Here is a 16,889-nt window from a genome sequence, read left to right as displayed (position 1 = left end):
TTACTCCAAAACTATAAAAGTGTTATTTTTAGCAATTAACGTAGAAAAAAGTACGCTATTACTATTAATACAACTAAACCCCAGCCAAGTACTTCAACATATTGACGTAATTTTTGCTCCATTTTAACTCCGCCCCACTTCATTAAAGCAGAAACTAAGAAGAAACGCGCACCACGGCCAATTGCTGAAGCGATTAAAAATGGCAAAAAGGCCATCTGTAATACCCCTGCACCTATGGTAAATACCTTATAAGGTATCGGTGAAAACCCTGCTAAAAATACCACCCACACACCATACTCTTTAAACCACGTAAGCGCTGTTTCAAACTTTTCTTGCCAATGCATTTGCTCTATTAACGGCTGAACAACCGGCTCAAATAACCAGTACCCTAAAAAATAACCTACAATACCACCAAGCACTGAGGCAACCGTTGCAAAGCTTGCAAAACGCCACGCTTTACTTGGCTGTGCAAGCGACATAGGGGCAAGCATGACATCAGGGGGCACCGGAAAAAAAACCGACTCTGCAAAGCTCATGGCTGCTAAGTAGCGCTCAGCAAAACGGTGTTTTGCCCACACGAGGGCCATATCGTATAACTTAGTAAACAATTTCAACGTGAATTCCTATTCAATATCACCAGGGACGAGGGGGACAAACCGTACGGGTGCAATAACATGCTCTGCGAAGTCATTGCCTTGGCGAATAATCATGGTTAATTTTTGTTCTTGCTCTCCAATAGGGGCAAGCAATACACCACCATCAGCTAACTGCCCGAGCAAGTCCTGAGGCACTTTTGAAGCGGCGGCAGTAACTATAATACCATCAAACGGAGCTTGAGATTGCCAGCCTTGCCAACCATCTCCATGTTTCATGGTTACATTGTATAAATCAAGTTGATGTAAACGGCGTTTAGCTTGCCATTGCAGCGTTTTAATCCGCTCAACCGAAAATACTTTATTAAAACATTTGGCTAACACCGCGGTTTGATAACCAGAGCCTGTGCCAATTTCTAATACTTTGTCGCGCACACCCGCTAAATAAAGCAGCTCGGTCATGCGCGCCACAATATAAGGTTGCGAAATAGTTTGCCCTTGTCCTATAGGCAAGGCCGTGTTTTCATATGCTTTGTGCTTTAGCACATCATCAATAAAAGCATGGCGTGGTATATCGGCAATGGCTTTTAATACCTGTTTGTCTTCTACCCCTTCTTGCTCTAAAAGCTTAGAAAGCGCATTAGCACTGCGCGAGTAATTAGCCAGCACGGTTTATCTCCATTTCAGCCAACCACTGTCCTACCGCTTCAATACTCTCTTTTGCTGTCATATCTACACTTAATGGCGTTACTGATGCAAAGCCATTATTAATAGCGTAAAAATCAGTACCCTCACCTGCATCACTTTCAATACCAAGCGAACCATACCAAAAAATATCGCGCCCCCATGGGTCTGTTTGTTTGGTCATGGTTTCCGCTTTATGACGAGCACCTAATCGTGTTACTTGTACGCCTTTTAATTCACTTAAAGGAACATCAGGTACATTAACATTGATAATTTGATCTTTAGGCAGTGGGTGCGAGGCAAGCCCTTTAATTATGTTTACGGTTACAGCAGCTGCGGTCTCAAAATGCTCACCATGGTGCGAGCAAAGTGATACAGCAATTGCTGGTAAACCCAAATGGCGCCCTTCAGTTGCCGCTGCAACAGTACCAGAATAAAGCGTGTCATCGCCCAAGTTAGCACCGTGGTTAATACCTGCCACTACTAAATCTGGGGTTTCATCAACTAACTGATTAACCCCTAGATGTACACAATCCGTCGGCGTGCCATTAACAGATATAAAACCGTTTTCAAGGGTGGTTGAACGTAATGGGTTGATGAGCGTTAACGAGTTACTGGCGCCACTACAGTTGCGGTCTGGAGCGACAAGAGTTACATCGGCAATTTGCGTAAGGGCTTGGTATAAAACCGCAATCCCTTTGGCATTTACACCATCGTCGTTACTAAGCAGTATCTTCATTTTGACTGTCCTTTTCTTTTCGCTCATTAGGGCTTGCATCGGTGTAATCCACCAGCTCACGTAAAAGAGCGGTAGCAAAACACCCTTTAGGCAATCCAAAGCTTAATTTTAAAGTCGTTTCGTCTAGTGTTTCTATGGTTAAATTTTGCGGAATGAGGCGCAGCATACGGCGCTCATTTTTAAGGCCTAATTCGCCTAAGCCTTCACACCATGCTTGGTACGGTTTTAACCATATTTTTTCTTGTTCAGTTAAACCTTTTTCACTTTTTCCCACCATAGGGGCCGACATCATAATATCGCCAGAGGCTAAACGTGCTATGTTTTCATCGCTTATTGCATCTTCAAAAAATGCGTTACTACCGCTGAGCATAAATACTTCACGGTGCATGGTTTTTGCTAAGCCATGCTCTTTAACACGCAAGCTCACTATTTGATTGAATACATGAGAACGGGCGGCGGAAATAATAATACCGCGAAGTTTTTTATCGCGAATACGCTCCCCGGCAAACATTTTTTCGGCCATTACTAAATTATGCCCATCGCGACCAAATCGTTGTTCGCCAAAGTAGTTAGGCACACCAGCACGCGCGGCATTAATACGACATAATATATCAAGCGGCTCGGTAACATTACGAAGGGTAATAGTGAATCGGTTTCCTTTATGGCAACCAGTGCGTAACTTGCGCTCGTGGCGCTGTTGCGAAACCACAAAAATGCTGTCGCTATTTAGCTCGCTAAAATCAATATGCTTTTTAATGGGCACTTTTACGCTAAACCATTGGCTACACACGCCGTGGCGGTCTTTCATGCCGGCATAGCTTACTTCACGCGGCGACACTCCAGCCTTTTGTGCAATTAACTTAGCAACGTATTGCGTGTTTTCGCCTTTTTTAACCACTTGCAAGCATACATGCTCACCACTGCCGGTAAACTCTATACCGAGGTCTTCATCAACCATAAAATCTTCAGCAGTGGTTTTAAAGTCTGCTTTAGAAAGCGGTGCGCCGTATAAATAGTTTAAATCGCTCATGCGTTGGTGGTACTCGTAAGCGCTTTATTCATAATAACCACCGCATGGCTAGAAATACCTTCTTTGCGCCCTTCAAACCCAAGCTTTTCGGTGGTGGTGGCTTTAACGTTAATTTGGCTAAGTTCGCAATTTAAATCGCTGGCTAAATTAGTGCGCATAGCGTGGATGTGCGGCAGCATTTTTGGCGCCTGTGCAACAATAGTGACATCGCCGTTACCCAATACATAACCTTGTTCTTTAGCAAGGCCTACAACATGGCGAAGTAAAATACGGCTGTCGATATTTTCATACTCGCTCGCCGTATCCGGAAAATGCTTACCAATATCGCCCATCGCCAACGCGCCTAAAATAGCATCGCATAATGCATGAATAGCAACATCGCCATCAGAGTGTGCTAAAAAACCCTGCGGGTAATCTATTTTTTCGCCGCAAATTGTTATTGGGCCTTCGCCGCCAAATTTATGTACGTCAAAACCATGGCCAATTCGAATCATAATGCTTGCTCGTTTTGTTGTTTGTTTAATAAAAACCCCGCCAGATCTAAATCCTCTGGCGTGGTTATTTTAATATTATCGCTGCGCCCTGAAATTAGTTTAACGGGCTTGCTTGCCCACTCAATGGCACTGGCTTCATCGGTAATTGTTACGCCCTCACCAAGCGCATGCTGCAACGCATTTTTTAGCTCGTCATATTTAAAAAACTGTGGCGTAAGGGCTTGCCATAAATCATTACGAGGCACGGTTTGCTCACTATGCGTGCTACCGCGTTTGATGGTGTCTTTCACTTTGCTTGCTAAAATACCGCCTTCGTCGTCGGCTATACAATGCGCTATTAAGGTTTCAATATCGTTAATAGTGACAAGTGGGCGGGCCGCGTCGTGCACCAACACCCATTCAGGAGGGTTATTTTCTAAAAATAATAAGCTATTAAGCACTGAATCAGCACGCTCTTGTCCGCCGTTAGCGCGCAAGATGCGAGAGTCTATACATGGAAGCGTGTCAAAATAAGGGTCTGTTTGGCTCACGGCGACCACTATTTGGCTTAAACTTTGAAGCTGCGAAAGCTTACAAAGCGTATGTTCTAAAATAGTTTTTCCTGCCAATTTAATATACTGCTTAGGTGCGCTGTGCTGCATTCTGCTACCCACGCCGGCAGCAGGGACGATGGCAGCAATTGTAGTATTAATTTTCATGTTGTTTACCCGGTAAAACACGTATAAATGTTTCATCCGGTTTAATCATTCCTAATTCGTTACGAGCGCGCTCTTCTATGCCTTCTTGGCCAAGCTTTAAATCTTCTATGTCGGCGGTAAGTACTTTATTGCGCTTAATTAGTTTTTCGTTTGTTTGTTGATGAGAAACAACGGCCGCTTTTAAACGCGTATAATCTTGCACACCGTTATGACCAAACCAAAGTCGGTATTGTATAAACAGTGCTAAGCACAACAGGCCAAGCTGAAACAACCGCATTTAACACTCCCTATTCGTTTTTTAAATAAAATTAGGCTCGTGGACGTTTTATATTACGCCAATTAATATTACCCGCTAATAGCATTTCTCGCAGTGAAAGTAGCCTAGGTGCGCAGCGTTTTGAAAATTGCCACTGATGCCCACAACACGCGGCTGTTAAACTCATTTTACTGGGTTTTACCAACTGCGCATTTGCATGCTCTAGACCCTTGCCAAAAAAATCGAACCAACCTAGTTCGTTGCAATGCAGTTTATTGTCGCTTACTTGATCTATGCTGTCTATTCTTAGCTTCACTTGGTCATGGCTATTTAATAACACCGGCACTATTAGCCCCACTTTGGCATATTCTTTATAAAAAAGTTCATTTGCTTGAGCGTTAACCTCTGGTGGCGTTGGCTTTTGTTTTTCAAGCCATGAGCCATTTTGTGAGTCGAGCGTAAACGGCGAACTCCCATTGGCAACCAACGTCGCCGCCCGCTCTATGTAATACGGTAAGCTTTTAAGTTGGCGGCGTAGTTTATCGGCATTAGGCTCAGCAACTAGGCGCTGCACCTCTCGCTGATAAAACGCATTGCACAATTGTGCATACAGCACTTTTTGCGCATCACTTTGCCATATTTCTTGCTGCTGCGCGGCAAGTGGCTGACTCTTCGCTACCAATAGTTATACTCAAAAAACAATTAGGTAGCTGTTTTATAGCACAATAACGGCTATTTTTTAAGCGCGCCTAGCAATTTAAGCGCTTGGCTTTTCACCTAACTTAGCAATGCCGCTTTCTAAAAATTGCACCACTGTATTGCGCTTTTTACCAATTAATAAACTGCCATCGGCTAAAAACATAAAGTTTTGCCAATTGCGTTTAAATACATCAAAAGTGGTTTCGATAACGTTATCGCGCGCCATACAAAAATAAACAGTGGTATTAGCCTGCCAATCTAAATGAGCCAATATGGCTTGTGGTAAGCTTTCATCGCCATTTTCCCAGGCCTCTTCCCAGTTTACTTCATCGCTAAAACTTTCTTCTTTACCGCACCAATCGGTTTTATCAAAAAAATCGGGGTGGTCGAACTCGCGACTCACCATAGTGCTCCAAAGCACCGCAGCACGTTCGCTGGTCATGGGTTTTATACGCGCAGCGTCTTCATCAGATACAGGGAGGTCTTTATGACGAAAAACCCAGGCCTTTTTGTGATCATCGAGAGAAATATAATTCATAATGTTGGTGTATTCTTTGGCATAATAAAAAGCAAACGCAATTATACAAGAGATCAAAACATGACTACAGCAATAAAACCGCTTTCCCTCAAACCTGGCATATATCAGCACTACAAAGGGCCGCAATACAAAGTATTTTACGTAGCTAAACACAGTGAAACCGACGAGCGACTAGTTATATACCAAGCCCTGTATGGCGAGTACGGCATGTGGGCACGCCCACTAAGTATGTTTTTAGAAGCCGTTGAAAAAGATGGCGAAACCATACCTCGTTTTGCATACCTTGGACCTGCAGATTAACTATGGCATTATAAACCACATTTAATACTGCTCAGACCAGATAAGGGTAACCCGTGCAATTTAATTCTACCGACAATTACATCGCAAGCAGCTCACTAAAACAGGCTGTAAATGCCGCCATTATGCTCGAAAAACCATTATTAATTAAAGGTGAACCAGGCACGGGTAAAACCATGCTGGCTGAGGAGCTTGCAAAAAGCTTAGATACCGAACTTATTCAGTGGCACATTAAATCAACCACCAAAGCGCAACAAGGTTTATACGAATACGATGCCGTATCGCGCCTACGCGACAGCCAATTAGGTGACGAACGCGTACACAACATTGGCAACTACATTGTAAAAGGTAAATTGTGGCAAGCGTTTAACTATGCCGAGCTTAACGGCAAACGCCCTGTACTTTTAATTGATGAAATAGACAAAGCCGACATCGAGTTTCCAAACGATTTACTACTAGAGCTTGATAAGATGGAGTTTCACGTTTACGAAACTAACGAGCGCATTGTAGCGAAAGAGCGCCCTATTGTGATCATCACTTCAAACAATGAAAAAGAACTACCAGATGCCTTTTTACGCCGCTGCTTTTTTCACTATATTGATTTTCCTAGCAGCGAGGAAATGCAGCAAATTGTTGATGTACACTACCCTAATGTTAAACAAGATTTAGTACGCCAAGCACTCGAAGTATTTTTTAACTTACGTGAAGCCAACGGCCTTAAAAAGAAGCCCTCTACCAGTGAGTTACTCGATTGGTTAAAGCTTTTAATGGCAGAAGACATAGACGCAAAAACACTACACGACAAAACCCAAAAAGGCGGCTTAATGCCAATGTTTGGCGCTTTACTTAAAAACGAGCAAGACATAAGCCTAATCGAAAAATTAGCCTTTATGAGCCGCCGTTAATATGTTGATTGCGTTTTTCTTCAAACTGCGTGAATACCGCTTACCGGTAAGTCTGCGCGAACTACTCGATTTAATAAACGCCTTAAAAAAAGGCGTTATATTTGCCGACGTAGATGGCTTTTACCATTTAGCCCGCACCATAATGGTAAAAGACGAAACCCATTTTGACAGGTTCGACAAAGCCTTTAGTGATTACTTTAGCGGCATTGCCGACCTTGATTTGCTCGAGAGTTTAAAGAAACAACACAACTTACCTGAAGATTGGCTACGCAAAGAGTTTGAAAAACACCTAAGCGATGAAGAAAAAGCCCAGCTAAAAGCCATGGGTGGGCTTGACGAGCTTATGAAAACCCTAAAAGAGCGTTTACAAGAGCAACAAAAACGCCACGCAGGTGGCAATAAATGGGTGGGCACTGGCGGCACATCGCCTTTTGGTGCCTACGGCTATAACCCAGAAGGCGTGCGTATAGGGCAAGACGGTAACCGCAATCGCCAAGCGGTAAAAGTGTGGGATAAACGCGAATACCGCAATTTAGACTCCGACAGAGAAATTGGCTCACGTACAATAAAGCTCGCCCTTAAAAAGCTGCGTAAATTTGCCCGCACTGGCGCAAGCGATACCCTTGATTTAAACGAGACTATTCGTGCAACCGCCAAACAAGGCGGCATGTTAGATGTAAAAATGGCACCCGAGCGCCATAATGCCGTAAAAGTATTAATGCTATTTGATATTGGCGGCTCAATGGATGACTACATTCATACCTGCGAAGAGCTATTTAGCGCCGCCCACAGCGAGTTTAAACATTTAGAGTTTTACTACTTTCATAACTGTTTATACGAGCACGTTTGGCAAGACAACGCGCGCCGCCATTCAAACATCATCGACACCATGACGCTGATTAATAAATTTACCAGCGACTATAAAGTAATATTTGTTGGCGATGCCACTATGGGTCCTTACGAAATAGCCTACCCGGGCGGCTCGGTAGAGCATTACAACGAAGAGCCCGGCAGTGCTTGGTTGCAACGTATAACCAACCACTTTGATAAAGTCGCATGGCTCAATCCACAACCGGTTGAACACTGGCCGTACTATCAATCAATTGATTTTATAAAGCAGCTGATGGATAACAGAATGTACCCGCTGAGTTTGGATGGCATAAGTAGCGCAATAAAAGAGCTGAGTTAGATATTAATTTACCTCGGCTCAGCGCTAGCAGCGGAGCTTCAGGCGTGAATCCAGAACTTTGTTGGGTGGCGCCTTCGGCTTAACCAACCTACCTTTGACGTAGGTCGGATAAGTGGCGAAGCCACGCCATCCGACAACATATTATGAATGAACTAGAAACAAGCCGATGTACCGCGTTATTTATAGGTAGGGTCAGTATTAATTAAACAAACAGAATTCGAGATTAACTTTTTCTTTAGCTCGTGATTATCATTCTTAATTTCGGTGAGCTCTCCCACAACACTTTTATTTGTTTTATTTATGGTTGAATATAGCTTATCCGGTATATTTAAATCCGATTCAATTGACAGTATAGATAGAAAAATCGATACGACCGTAGATAAAATAGCTATCCAAATCGCAAATAAAGCTTTTCTATTTGCATCTTTTGCTGATTCCCTAGCTTCATTAAGCTCTACATACTCTAAAAATCTAAAGTGATCTTCTGCGCTTGCAAATAATTTAATATCCGACCCAGGTCTGGCTACCGAACTATAGAATGATGTGTGTGAGTGAAACAAAAGTGATTTATCATGAATTAACCGTTTTAACTGCTCCTGCTCTTTTTCACTTAGCAGGACAGCTTTACATAGCTGCTAGAAAGTAAACTCTTCTTGTAGTGTTGCCCACTTTAGCACACGTATTATAAAGTTAGTGTCATTCATTTTAGTCCCTTAGAATGATAGAAAAAAGAGTAGCTAGAGGCCTACAACTCAGCTATATGGTTCAATGTTTCAGGATGACGCTGCACAAGCTTTAACAATGTTATCGCTTGGCCATTCGGTGCGCTGCGCCCTTGTTCTTAGTTTTCGAGCGTTCTTGCTGAGGTATGTAAAATGTTTGCAAATACACCGCGCGACATATTAAATGTTTCTCTATTATTTACTATTTCATCGGGTGAGATAGCAAGATCGTTAATATCATTTACCGCATGAGTACGTAACGTAAGCTTTCCTTGTGAATGTGCTTTAGCATCATCAAGTGCTGTCGTTAATTCTGAAAATAAATCACGTTTGCTCATTGCGCCAGACTCTAAAAACTCAAGTTTTAGTTTTTAGAGTCTCTATTTTATTATTTATAGTTAAATTAAGAACTCTGCAGAGTCCTTTGATTTCCATTCAGCTTTTCTCATTACTGTAATTACAATGTTCTCATGATGCTCACCAGAATGGCTTTGAATCTTATTTACAGCGCACGGCATATTAATATGTGAGATTGTGCACCGAATATTAAATGTACTATTGTGCTTAAGATTTAAAATATTCTCTTTATGTCTCGCGGTTAAACGGTTGAATATACTGTTTAGTTCAGCAATCATAATCATTGGGGTGTTACGAGAGTCATTCATCCTGTCTTTGACAAAGTGTTTTGACATTTTAAATGACATATTGTGTTTACGGAGTATTTCATTGACCGAACTTTCTAATGCAGATATTTCAGCTTCAGTAATCATTTTATGCACCTCCAATGTGCTTATTATATAACTCCAATAATTTCGAATTCAGTTCAACATCAGTAAAAGCAACTACATTACCAACGGGCTTCGAATCTTCTAAGCTTCCTACTCTCACTTCAAAATTTTCATTATCAAAACTATCTATGAAAATATGACTTCCTTCTTTTTCATCATAAAATGATGCGAAGTTGTCTGTAATTGCCATATCAAATTTCATGGTTTCTTCCTTGTAGATTAAACATCAAATAATAAAACCTAATAGTATGCCGTTTCATAACATGCATATTAATATCTTTACCCGGCTAACTTATCAAATCACTTACTAACTTACTACAAAATAATAGCCACTTAACATTAATCTGTTGACTCTAAATAGCATTGATTACACAGTTAATGAACAACCGCATGTACCCGCTGAGTTTAAATGGAATAAGTAACGCGATAAAAGAGCTGAGTTAGATATTAATTTACCTCAGCTCAGCTCAGCGCTAGCATTGGAGCTTCAGGCGTGAACCTATAACGTTGTTGGGTGGCACCTTTGGCTTAACCAACCTACCTTTAACGTAGGTCGGATAAGTGGCGAAGCCACGCCATCAAAAAAAATGATGAATTAACTAGAACAATCTGACTTACAGAGTTAATGGGAAATATAAAAAAATTGAGCAATATTTATTATTACCTGCTAATAAACTTACACATTCCTAGCCCTAAAACATCGCCATCGCGTTTTACATAACCATAATGTGTATAAAAGCTTTCTTTACCGTGAGCACTTAATAAACCTACTGTAGCGCCATTAGAACAAGTGTTGGTTAAGTAGTTTTCAATGTGGGTCATTACTAAACGACCAATACCTTGTTTTTGATAACTAGGCGCAACAATTATATCTTGAATATAAAAAATACATTGCGCCATCACCAATCACTCTCCCAGTGCCTATCAACTTATAAGTGTCGTATACAGTGATCCAAAACAGTGAGTTTTCTATGCTTGCTTTTAATACTTCATCGTTAGGATTTTGCCACTTTACTTGTGTGCGTAAGTTAGCAAATTCATCCAGTGCTGGGGCTTTAAATTCAACTTTATAAACCATTATTATCCTTAATTACTTTTAAAGCGCCACCCAGCTGTGTGAATCAACGTCTTCAAATTTAGTAAGGGAGTGAAAGCTTCCTTACCAACTGTCAATTTAATCTATGCTGCTAGTTTCCACACTACAAACGCAACAGCAAAACCCACTAAATACACTAGCCCTAGCCACGTTAAGCTGCGTAGTAATACGCTGTGCTTAATAGTGGGTTCTGAGCGTACAAGGCTAAAGTTAAGCCATGCAAAAACGGGGGTGGTTACAAAGGCTAGTGTCATGGCAAAGGTAAGCATGGGGCCAAGGGCCGATTTAAAAAATAAAATAACGGCCATGCCTGCTAGTGCTTGCAGTACAAGCCAACTATTTAAACTGTGTTTAGATTGCTTAAAACCAAGTAATTTATGTGATTCGTTAAGAGTGCGTGCGTAGCCGTCAAGTACAGTAAGTGTTGTGCCAAACATACACAAAAAGGCAATAGCCGATACAAGCGGCCTTGCCCACTCGCCAATAGTCAGTGCGTACATATCAATAAGCTGCTTAGCAAAGGCAACACCGCCAAGCTCTATATTGCTGCTTTGCCCATATTGCACCAGCACTCCTAAGCTAAAAAATACTAATGCTAAGCACGCTGTTAACCAATACCCTACGTTAAAATCGAATAAACCTTGGCTTTTAGTCACTGTTTGCTGAGCTTGTTTTTCTTTAAGCCATAGCGAGCTAAGCGCTGATATTTCTATTGGTGCCGGCATCCAGCCCATTAACGCGACCATAAAGCTCAGCATAGCCAGCTCGTATGGTGAAGGACCCACATAGTCAGCGGGCGCCATTGGGCCATTACTAAACGCAATAACCAGCGCAATAACAGTAGCAAGCGTTAATAGCCCCATAATGCCTTTAGCAACGCTGTCGAGCGCTTTAAAGTGCCCTAACAATAATATAGCTAAGCACACACCGAGCAATATCCAACACAGCAGGGTTACCTCTATCACTACAGGCAATGCATAATGCAGTAAACTTGCTGTGAGCAGCAATACACCAGCAGTATTTACTATGGCAGCAAGTATGTTTAGCGCTATAAAACTATAAAAATAGACAGGGCCTTTATTTTTATAGCCTTCTACTAAGCTGTTTTTAGTTACTAATGTGTATTCCATACCAAAACGGAAAAATGGGTATTTTAATACGTTAACCGCCAATATAAGCCAAAATAGTTGCCAGCCAAATAATGCGCCAGCTTGAGTGGATGCAACCAAATGGGAGCCACCTATTGCGGCGGTTGCCATTAAGATACCAGGGCCTAAGGCGCCCAATCGAGATTTCCAAGAAGTGTGTGTTTGCTGCATTAATTTCTCAATATGTGTGTGTTATATATACAAAAGATTAAGTTTTATAATTAAAAAACATAAAGAGAGAACAACTTACCTAAAATCAAGGCAATAAAAAAGAGCCATAAGGCTCTTTTTTATAGTACTTTGGGACTAAAGGTTATTTTAGCTCCATCTCTTGGATGATCTCATGCGCTATTTCTGGCGTTGTGCTTACAGGCTTTTCGTGTAAATTTGCTTTTATTTGCCCTTTTCGATGTTTTAGTGCTGCATCGAGTTTTTTAGCTGCGCTGGCAATCGCAGGGTACATAACTTCGTTTTCCCCTTTTACCGATATACGCGCACCTTCGTAATTTGTGCTAATTTCTGCTTGGATTTTGTGATGCTCTTTAGACAATATAATGTCGAGTGCAATAAGTGATGGAAAGTGGCTCTCGATTTTTGAAAATTTTTCGTTGATATGCTCTCTAATAGAGTTAGTAACGTCTACATGGTGACCAGAAAGATTAATTTTCATAGGGTATCCTTTTATTTGTTACCTCATAAATAGTATTGGGGGCTATTTAGATTAACACAAGGAAAAAGCACTGTTTTTTAAAATTAATTTGTTACTCAAACTGATTTAAATCATACATTGTGCAAAGTTTATGCAAAGCCCATAAACTATGGGCTTTCAGACGTCTAGCCTTAAGCGTTTAGTCTGTGTACGAACAGCAATAGTCAGCAAACTCACTTACTTTTACTTTAAAGCTAACATTGGCATCAACGTTAAATGATTCACCCGCGGTAAATGTTTTCCACTCACTCTCGCCTGGTAATAAAATCTCCCACTGGCCACCTAAAAGCTCCATTAATTCTTTTTTACTGGTATCAAATACAAATTCGCCCGGTTGCATAAAACCTAGCGTTTTAGTTGTGCCATCGTTAAATACCACGGTACGGCTTGATACTTTGCCGTCAAAATACACGTTCGCTTTTTTAATTACGCTTACATTTTCAAACTGAGACATCCTCACTCCTGTTGTATTATTTTATTTAATCGGCCACCACCTTGCCTGATAGGCCTTAGCCTTGCAAGGAATGTACATTGAAAGTTACTCATTTGCGGTTTTAAAGCTGCGTTTTTAGATACCAGCCGCTGCGCTTTTTACGTGGCAACTTATAGCAAAAGTTTGAATATGAGCTTCCAAAGTAGGTGTTAGGCTGCTTGCATTTTTAGCAGCACCTCTTCATATTTGATCAAACAAAAAAGCCCGCCCTGATTTACACAGGGCGGGCTTTTAAATATTAAATCAATTGATTAAAACAAGGCGTTTGCTTTATTTACAATGTTTTCTACTGTAAAGCCAAAGAACTCAAACAGCTCATTTGCTGGTGCAGACTCACCAAAGGTCGTCATACCTACTACTGCGCCATTTAGGCCTACGTACTTGTACCAGTAATCAGCAATACCTGCTTCTACTGCTAAGCGGCGTGTAACGGCTGACGGTAGTACGCTTTCTTTGTATTCGGCGCTTTGCTCTTCAAACGCATCAGTACACGGCATAGAGACAACACGTACCTTTTTACCTTGGCTGCGTAGTTCTTTTGCTGAGTCTTGCGCTAGTTGTACCTCAGAACCTGTAGCAATAATAATTAGCTCAGGGTTGCCGTCACAGCTAAGGATGTACCCGCCCTTTTTAACATCTGCTAATTGCTGAGCGTCACGCGATTGTTGCTCAAGGCCTTGGCGAGTAAAGATAAGTGATGTAGGGCCATCTTTACGCTCTATAGCTTGTTGCCATGCAATTGCCGACTCAACTTGGTCACACGGGCGCCAGTTGTATAAGTTTGGCGTTAAACGCATGCTAGCAATTTGCTCTACCGGTTGGTGAGTTGGACCGTCTTCACCTAAACCGATTGAATCATGTGTGTATACAAAAATGCTTGGTTGCTTCATTAGTGCAGCCATACGTACAGCGTTACGCGCATATTCCATAAACATTAAGAAAGTAGCACCGTAAGGAATAAAGCCTTTATGAAGGGCAATACCGTTCATAATTGCCGACATACCAAACTCACGTACACCGTAATAAACGTAGTTACCACTTGCATCGTCTGCAGTTAATCCTTTAGAGCCATCCCAAATTGTTAAATTTGAGCCAGCTAAGTCGGCTGAGCCACCCATGAATTCTGGTAAAATTGGGCCAAAGGCGTTTAATGCATTTTGTGATGCTTTACGCGATGCTGGATTTGCAGGGTTTGCTTGTAACTGCTCTATGTACTCTTGTGATTTTTGTGCCCAATCAGCAGGTAAATCGCCAGCTGTACGACGTTTAAATTCTGCTGCTAGCTCTGGGTACGCATCTGCGTACGCTGCAAACTTTTCGTCCCAGCTTGATTCAAGCTGTTGCCCTTTAGCTTTTCCATCCCACTGTGCGTAAATATCTTCAGGAATTTCGAATGCCTCGCCAGTCCAACCTAAAAATTCGCGAGATGCTGTAATTTCGTCATCACCTAAAGGTGCGCCGTGACAATCGTGGCTACCCGACTTGTTAGGCGAGCCATAACCAATCACTGTTTTACAACAAATAAGCGTTGGTTTATCGGTAACACTTTTAGCTTCAGCTATTGCAGCACTGATTGCGTCGCTATCGTGGCCATCTACGCCACTAATTACGTGCCAGCCATACGCTTTAAAACGTGCTGGTGTATCGTCGCTAAACCAACCTTCTACTTCACCATCGATTGAAATGCCATTGTCATCCCAAAAAGCAACTAACTTGCCTAGGCCTAAGGTGCCCGCAAGTGAACATGCTTCATGAGAAATACCTTCCATTAAACAACCATCACCCATAAATGCATAGGTGTAATGATCAACAATGTCGTGACCTTCACGGTTAAATTGTGCAGCCAATGCTTTTTCAGCAAGTGCCATACCAACCGCGTTTGTGATCCCCTGACCTAATGGGCCCGTAGTGGTTTCGATACCTGGCGCGTAACCGTACTCTGGGTGGCCAGGTGTTTTTGAATGCATTTGACGGAAGTTTTTAATTTCATCAATTGGTAAGTCGTAACCACTTAGGTGCAGCAGAGAATAAATAAGCATTGAACCGTGGCCGTTTGAAAGAATAAATCTGTCACGGTCAGCCCACTCTGGATTAGTTGGATTATGCTTTAGATAATCGCGCCATAATACTTCTGCGATATCGGCCATGCCCATAGGGGCTCCAGGGTGACCAGATTTGGCCTTTTGTACTGCGTCCATTGACAAGACGCGAATAGCATTTGCAAGTTCTTTGCGAGATGGCATGAATTCTCCTACCTTTATGTGTATTTGCGCGGGTACTAATGTGCTCGTTTTTACCCTTAAGTAAATTAAGAGCTGTTATAGCAACCATTCTTACTTAATGTGGGTGCTGTGTGCAATTAAAAACCCCATAAAAATGGGCTATTATGAATATTTTTTAAGACCAAAAAGTGATTACTCATTTTATTTAGACGTCTAGGCGTAAAAACACTATGCAAGCAGTTTCGTTTTAGATAAAATACGCCCCTTAATTTTTTAGCGCTAATACCGACGTTTGTGAAGCGCAATATTTGTGAGCAGAAATACAATGGCAAAACATTTATTTACTTCTGAATCTGTTTCTGAAGGTCATCCGGATAAAATCGCCGATCAAATCTCTGATGCGGTACTTGATGCTATCCTAGAGCAAGACTCTCATGCCCGTGTTGCGTGCGAAACTTACGTAAAAACCGGTATGGTTATGGTTGGTGGTGAAATCACTACTAGCGCATGGGTTGATATTGAAGAAATCACACGTAAAACAGTACGTGAAATTGGCTACACGCATTCAGACATGGGTTTCGATGCAGACTCGTGTGCTATTTTAAACACCATTGGTAAGCAGTCTCCTGATATTAACCAAGGTGTTGACCGTACTAGCCCTGAAGAACAAGGTGCTGGCGACCAAGGCCTAATGTTTGGTTACGCATGTAACGAAACAGAAGTACTGATGCCTGCGCCAATTACTTACTCACACCGTTTAGTACAGCGCCAAGCCCAAGTACGTAAAAGCGGCGAGCTTAATTGGTTACGCCCAGATGCAAAATCGCAAGTAACTTTTGCATACGAAAACGGCAAGCCAGTAGGTATTGATGCAGTTGTACTTTCTACTCAGCACGCTGAAGAAATCTCGCAAAATGATTTAGTAGAAGCCGTGATGGAAACCATCATTAAGCCGGTACTTCCTGCCGAGCTTATTACAAGCGCGACTAAATTTTTCATTAACCCAACGGGTCGTTTTGTAATTGGCGGGCCTATGGGCGACTGTGGTTTAACAGGTCGTAAAATCATTGTAGATACATACGGCGGTATGGCACGTCACGGTGGTGGTGCTTTCTCTGGTAAAGATCCATCAAAAGTTGACCGCTCAGCAGCATATGCTGCACGCTACGTAGCTAAAAACGTAGTGGCTGCAGGCCTTGCTGATAAGTGTGAGCTGCAAGTATCTTACGCAATTGGTGTTGCAGAGCCTACTTCTATCAGCGTTGAAACCTTTGGTACAAGCAAGCTTGAAGAAGGTCGCTTAATCGAACTGATTCGCGAGCACTTTGACCTACGCCCTTACGGCTTAATTCAAATGCTTGATTTAGAGCGCCCAATTTACCAACCAACAGCGGCATACGGTCACTTTGGTCGTGACGAATTCCCATGGGAACGCACAGATAAAGCAGACGCACTTCGCGCAGCTGCAGGCCTTTAAGCCAAAACACATTAATTAAAAACGGCCCTTTTAAGGGCCGTTTTTATATCTAAAGCAAAAGTTAATAATGAGTTTTAGCGAGCCCTCGAATTACTTACTGTTTTAGGTATAT

21 protein-coding genes and 1 pseudogene are annotated in these 16,889 nt (G+C 42.0%); 4 read left to right on the top strand and 18 right to left on the bottom strand.

Going from position 1 to position 16,889, the window contains the following annotated elements; all coding sequences use genetic code 11:
* Positions 1–35 precede the first annotated feature (35 nt).
* From AN393_RS03730 to AN393_RS03690, 9 genes are all read right to left on the bottom strand, one after another.
* Complete coding sequence (locus AN393_RS03730; protein WP_055015402.1) at positions 36–614, bottom strand: YqaA family protein; 579 nt, start codon at positions 612–614, stop codon at positions 36–38.
* A gap of 9 nt (positions 615–623) precedes the next feature.
* Positions 624–1,262, bottom strand: a complete 639-nt coding sequence (locus AN393_RS03725; protein ID WP_055015403.1) for a protein-L-isoaspartate(D-aspartate) O-methyltransferase — start codon at positions 1,260–1,262, stop codon at positions 624–626.
* Positions 1,252–2,016, bottom strand: coding sequence for a 5'/3'-nucleotidase SurE (gene surE / locus AN393_RS03720; RefSeq protein WP_055017357.1), 765 nt, complete (start codon positions 2,014–2,016; stop codon positions 1,252–1,254). Before surE ends, AN393_RS03725 begins: the two co-directional genes overlap by 11 nt.
* Positions 2,000–3,046, bottom strand: coding sequence for a tRNA pseudouridine(13) synthase TruD (truD, locus tag AN393_RS03715; RefSeq protein ID WP_055017356.1), 1,047 nt, complete (start codon positions 3,044–3,046; stop codon positions 2,000–2,002). The genes surE and truD overlap by 17 nt, the downstream gene beginning before the upstream one ends.
* Positions 3,043–3,540 carry a 2-C-methyl-D-erythritol 2,4-cyclodiphosphate synthase gene (ispF, locus tag AN393_RS03710; RefSeq protein WP_055017355.1) on the bottom strand — a complete coding sequence of 166 codons (498 nt, stop codon included), beginning with the start codon at positions 3,538–3,540 and terminating at the stop codon, positions 3,043–3,045. The genes truD and ispF overlap by 4 nt, the downstream gene beginning before the upstream one ends.
* Positions 3,537–4,238 carry a 2-C-methyl-D-erythritol 4-phosphate cytidylyltransferase gene (gene ispD / locus AN393_RS03705; protein ID WP_055015407.1) on the bottom strand — a complete coding sequence of 234 codons (702 nt, stop codon included), beginning with the start codon at positions 4,236–4,238 and terminating at the stop codon, positions 3,537–3,539. Before ispD ends, ispF begins: the two co-directional genes overlap by 4 nt.
* Positions 4,228–4,515, bottom strand: a complete 288-nt coding sequence (ftsB, locus tag AN393_RS03700) for a cell division protein FtsB (RefSeq protein ID WP_055015408.1) — start codon at positions 4,513–4,515, stop codon at positions 4,228–4,230. The genes ispD and ftsB overlap by 11 nt, the downstream gene beginning before the upstream one ends.
* 31 nt (positions 4,516–4,546) lie before the next feature.
* Positions 4,547–5,176 carry a hypothetical protein gene (locus AN393_RS03695; protein WP_055015409.1) on the bottom strand — a complete coding sequence of 210 codons (630 nt, stop codon included), beginning with the start codon at positions 5,174–5,176 and terminating at the stop codon, positions 4,547–4,549.
* A gap of 75 nt (positions 5,177–5,251) precedes the next feature.
* Positions 5,252–5,731, bottom strand: a complete 480-nt coding sequence (locus tag AN393_RS03690) for a DUF2947 domain-containing protein (protein WP_055015417.1) — start codon at positions 5,729–5,731, stop codon at positions 5,252–5,254.
* A 60-nt stretch (positions 5,732–5,791) separates the two neighbouring features.
* On the opposite strand from AN393_RS03690, the gene AN393_RS03685 reads away from it, so the two are divergent.
* From AN393_RS03685 to AN393_RS03675, 3 genes are read left to right on the top strand one after another with little or no spacing between them, the layout of a single operon-like run.
* Positions 5,792–6,031 carry a DUF1653 domain-containing protein gene (locus AN393_RS03685; protein WP_055017354.1) on the top strand — a complete coding sequence of 80 codons (240 nt, stop codon included), beginning with the start codon at positions 5,792–5,794 and terminating at the stop codon, positions 6,029–6,031.
* 53 nt (positions 6,032–6,084) lie between these two features.
* The gene (locus AN393_RS03680) at positions 6,085–6,933 is read left to right on the top strand and encodes a MoxR family ATPase (protein WP_055017353.1); all 849 of its coding nucleotides are present in this window, start codon (positions 6,085–6,087) and stop codon (positions 6,931–6,933) included.
* A 1-nt stretch (position 6,934) separates the two neighbouring features.
* A complete protein-coding gene (locus AN393_RS03675) occupies positions 6,935–8,122 on the top strand; it encodes a VWA domain-containing protein (protein WP_055017352.1) in 1,188 nt (395 codons plus the stop codon).
* Positions 8,123–8,867: 745 nt separating this feature from the next.
* Here the strand turns inward: AN393_RS03675 and AN393_RS03665 are convergent.
* From AN393_RS03665 to tkt, 9 genes and pseudogenes are all read right to left on the bottom strand, one after another.
* Positions 8,868–9,182, bottom strand: a pseudogene (locus tag AN393_RS03665) (helix-turn-helix domain-containing protein).
* A gap of 60 nt (positions 9,183–9,242) precedes the next feature.
* A complete protein-coding gene (locus AN393_RS03660) occupies positions 9,243–9,614 on the bottom strand; it encodes a hypothetical protein (RefSeq protein WP_055017350.1) in 372 nt (123 codons plus the stop codon).
* Between the two features lies 1 nt (position 9,615).
* Positions 9,616–9,834: a hypothetical protein gene (locus tag AN393_RS03655; protein ID WP_055017349.1), complete on the bottom strand. Its 219-nt coding sequence runs from the start codon at positions 9,832–9,834 to the stop codon at positions 9,616–9,618.
* A 458-nt stretch (positions 9,835–10,292) separates the two neighbouring features.
* Complete coding sequence (locus AN393_RS20705) at positions 10,293–10,532, bottom strand: GNAT family N-acetyltransferase (protein WP_327077723.1); 240 nt, start codon at positions 10,530–10,532, stop codon at positions 10,293–10,295.
* Entirely contained in the window at positions 10,486–10,710 is a 225-nt protein-coding gene (locus AN393_RS20700) for a hypothetical protein (RefSeq protein WP_327077722.1), read from the bottom strand. Before AN393_RS20700 ends, AN393_RS20705 begins: the two co-directional genes overlap by 47 nt.
* Before the next feature lie 101 nt (positions 10,711–10,811).
* Positions 10,812–12,047, bottom strand: coding sequence for an NRAMP family divalent metal transporter (locus tag AN393_RS03645; protein ID WP_055017348.1), 1,236 nt, complete (start codon positions 12,045–12,047; stop codon positions 10,812–10,814).
* Between the two features lie 142 nt (positions 12,048–12,189).
* Complete coding sequence (gene hpf, locus AN393_RS03640; protein WP_024033129.1) at positions 12,190–12,546, bottom strand: ribosome hibernation-promoting factor, HPF/YfiA family; 357 nt, start codon at positions 12,544–12,546, stop codon at positions 12,190–12,192.
* Positions 12,547–12,724: 178 nt separating this feature from the next.
* On the bottom strand, positions 12,725–13,039 hold the full coding sequence (locus tag AN393_RS03635) for a pyrimidine/purine nucleoside phosphorylase (protein ID WP_055016910.1): 315 nt from the start codon (positions 13,037–13,039) through the stop codon (positions 12,725–12,727).
* 290 nt (positions 13,040–13,329) lie between these two features.
* Positions 13,330–15,321, bottom strand: a complete 1,992-nt coding sequence (tkt, locus tag AN393_RS03630) for a transketolase (protein ID WP_055017347.1) — start codon at positions 15,319–15,321, stop codon at positions 13,330–13,332.
* Positions 15,322–15,625: 304 nt separating this feature from the next.
* Between tkt and metK the strand changes: the two genes are divergently transcribed.
* The gene (gene metK, locus AN393_RS03625) at positions 15,626–16,777 is read left to right on the top strand and encodes a methionine adenosyltransferase (RefSeq protein WP_004586168.1); all 1,152 of its coding nucleotides are present in this window, start codon (positions 15,626–15,628) and stop codon (positions 16,775–16,777) included.
* Positions 16,778–16,889: the final 112 nt, after the last annotated feature.

The sequence above is a fragment of the Pseudoalteromonas sp. P1-25 genome (genome assembly GCF_001401805.1).
GTDB lineage: Bacteria > Pseudomonadota > Gammaproteobacteria > Enterobacterales > Alteromonadaceae > Pseudoalteromonas.
The sequence above is the reverse complement of the archived record's forward strand: the minus strand, read 5'-3'. Positions and strand labels throughout refer to the sequence as shown.

Bases quoted from the DNA above. Each gene is read 5' to 3' on its own strand.
- surE (WP_055017357.1), bottom strand. From the start codon at position 2,016: ATGAAGATACTGCTTAGTAACGACGATGGTGTAAATGCCAAAGGGATT.
- hpf (WP_024033129.1), bottom strand. From the start codon at position 12,546: ATGAAAATTAATCTTTCTGGTCACCATGTAGACGTTACTAACTCTATT.
- AN393_RS03660 (WP_055017350.1), bottom strand. From the start codon at position 9,614: ATGATTACTGAAGCTGAAATATCTGCATTAGAAAGTTCGGTCAATGAA.
- truD (WP_055017356.1), bottom strand. From the start codon at position 3,046: ATGAGCGATTTAAACTATTTATACGGCGCACCGCTTTCTAAAGCAGAC.
- AN393_RS03690 (WP_055015417.1), bottom strand. From the start codon at position 5,731: ATGAATTATATTTCTCTCGATGATCACAAAAAGGCCTGGGTTTTTCGT.
- AN393_RS03675 (WP_055017352.1), top strand. From the start codon at position 6,935: ATGTTGATTGCGTTTTTCTTCAAACTGCGTGAATACCGCTTACCGGTA.
- ftsB (WP_055015408.1), bottom strand. From the start codon at position 4,515: ATGCGGTTGTTTCAGCTTGGCCTGTTGTGCTTAGCACTGTTTATACAA.
- AN393_RS03655 (WP_055017349.1), bottom strand. From the start codon at position 9,834: ATGAAATTTGATATGGCAATTACAGACAACTTCGCATCATTTTATGAT.
- AN393_RS03685 (WP_055017354.1), top strand. From the start codon at position 5,792: ATGACTACAGCAATAAAACCGCTTTCCCTCAAACCTGGCATATATCAG.
- ispD (WP_055015407.1), bottom strand. From the start codon at position 4,238: ATGAAAATTAATACTACAATTGCTGCCATCGTCCCTGCTGCCGGCGTG.
- AN393_RS03635 (WP_055016910.1), bottom strand. From the start codon at position 13,039: ATGTCTCAGTTTGAAAATGTAAGCGTAATTAAAAAAGCGAACGTGTAT.
- metK (WP_004586168.1), top strand. From the start codon at position 15,626: ATGGCAAAACATTTATTTACTTCTGAATCTGTTTCTGAAGGTCATCCG.
- AN393_RS03645 (WP_055017348.1), bottom strand. From the start codon at position 12,047: ATGCAGCAAACACACACTTCTTGGAAATCTCGATTGGGCGCCTTAGGC.
- ispF (WP_055017355.1), bottom strand. From the start codon at position 3,540: ATGATTCGAATTGGCCATGGTTTTGACGTACATAAATTTGGCGGCGAA.
- AN393_RS20700 (WP_327077722.1), bottom strand. From the start codon at position 10,710: ATGGTTTATAAAGTTGAATTTAAAGCCCCAGCACTGGATGAATTTGCT.
- tkt (WP_055017347.1), bottom strand. From the start codon at position 15,321: ATGCCATCTCGCAAAGAACTTGCAAATGCTATTCGCGTCTTGTCAATG.
- AN393_RS20705 (WP_327077723.1), bottom strand. From the start codon at position 10,532: ATGGCGCAATGTATTTTTTATATTCAAGATATAATTGTTGCGCCTAGT.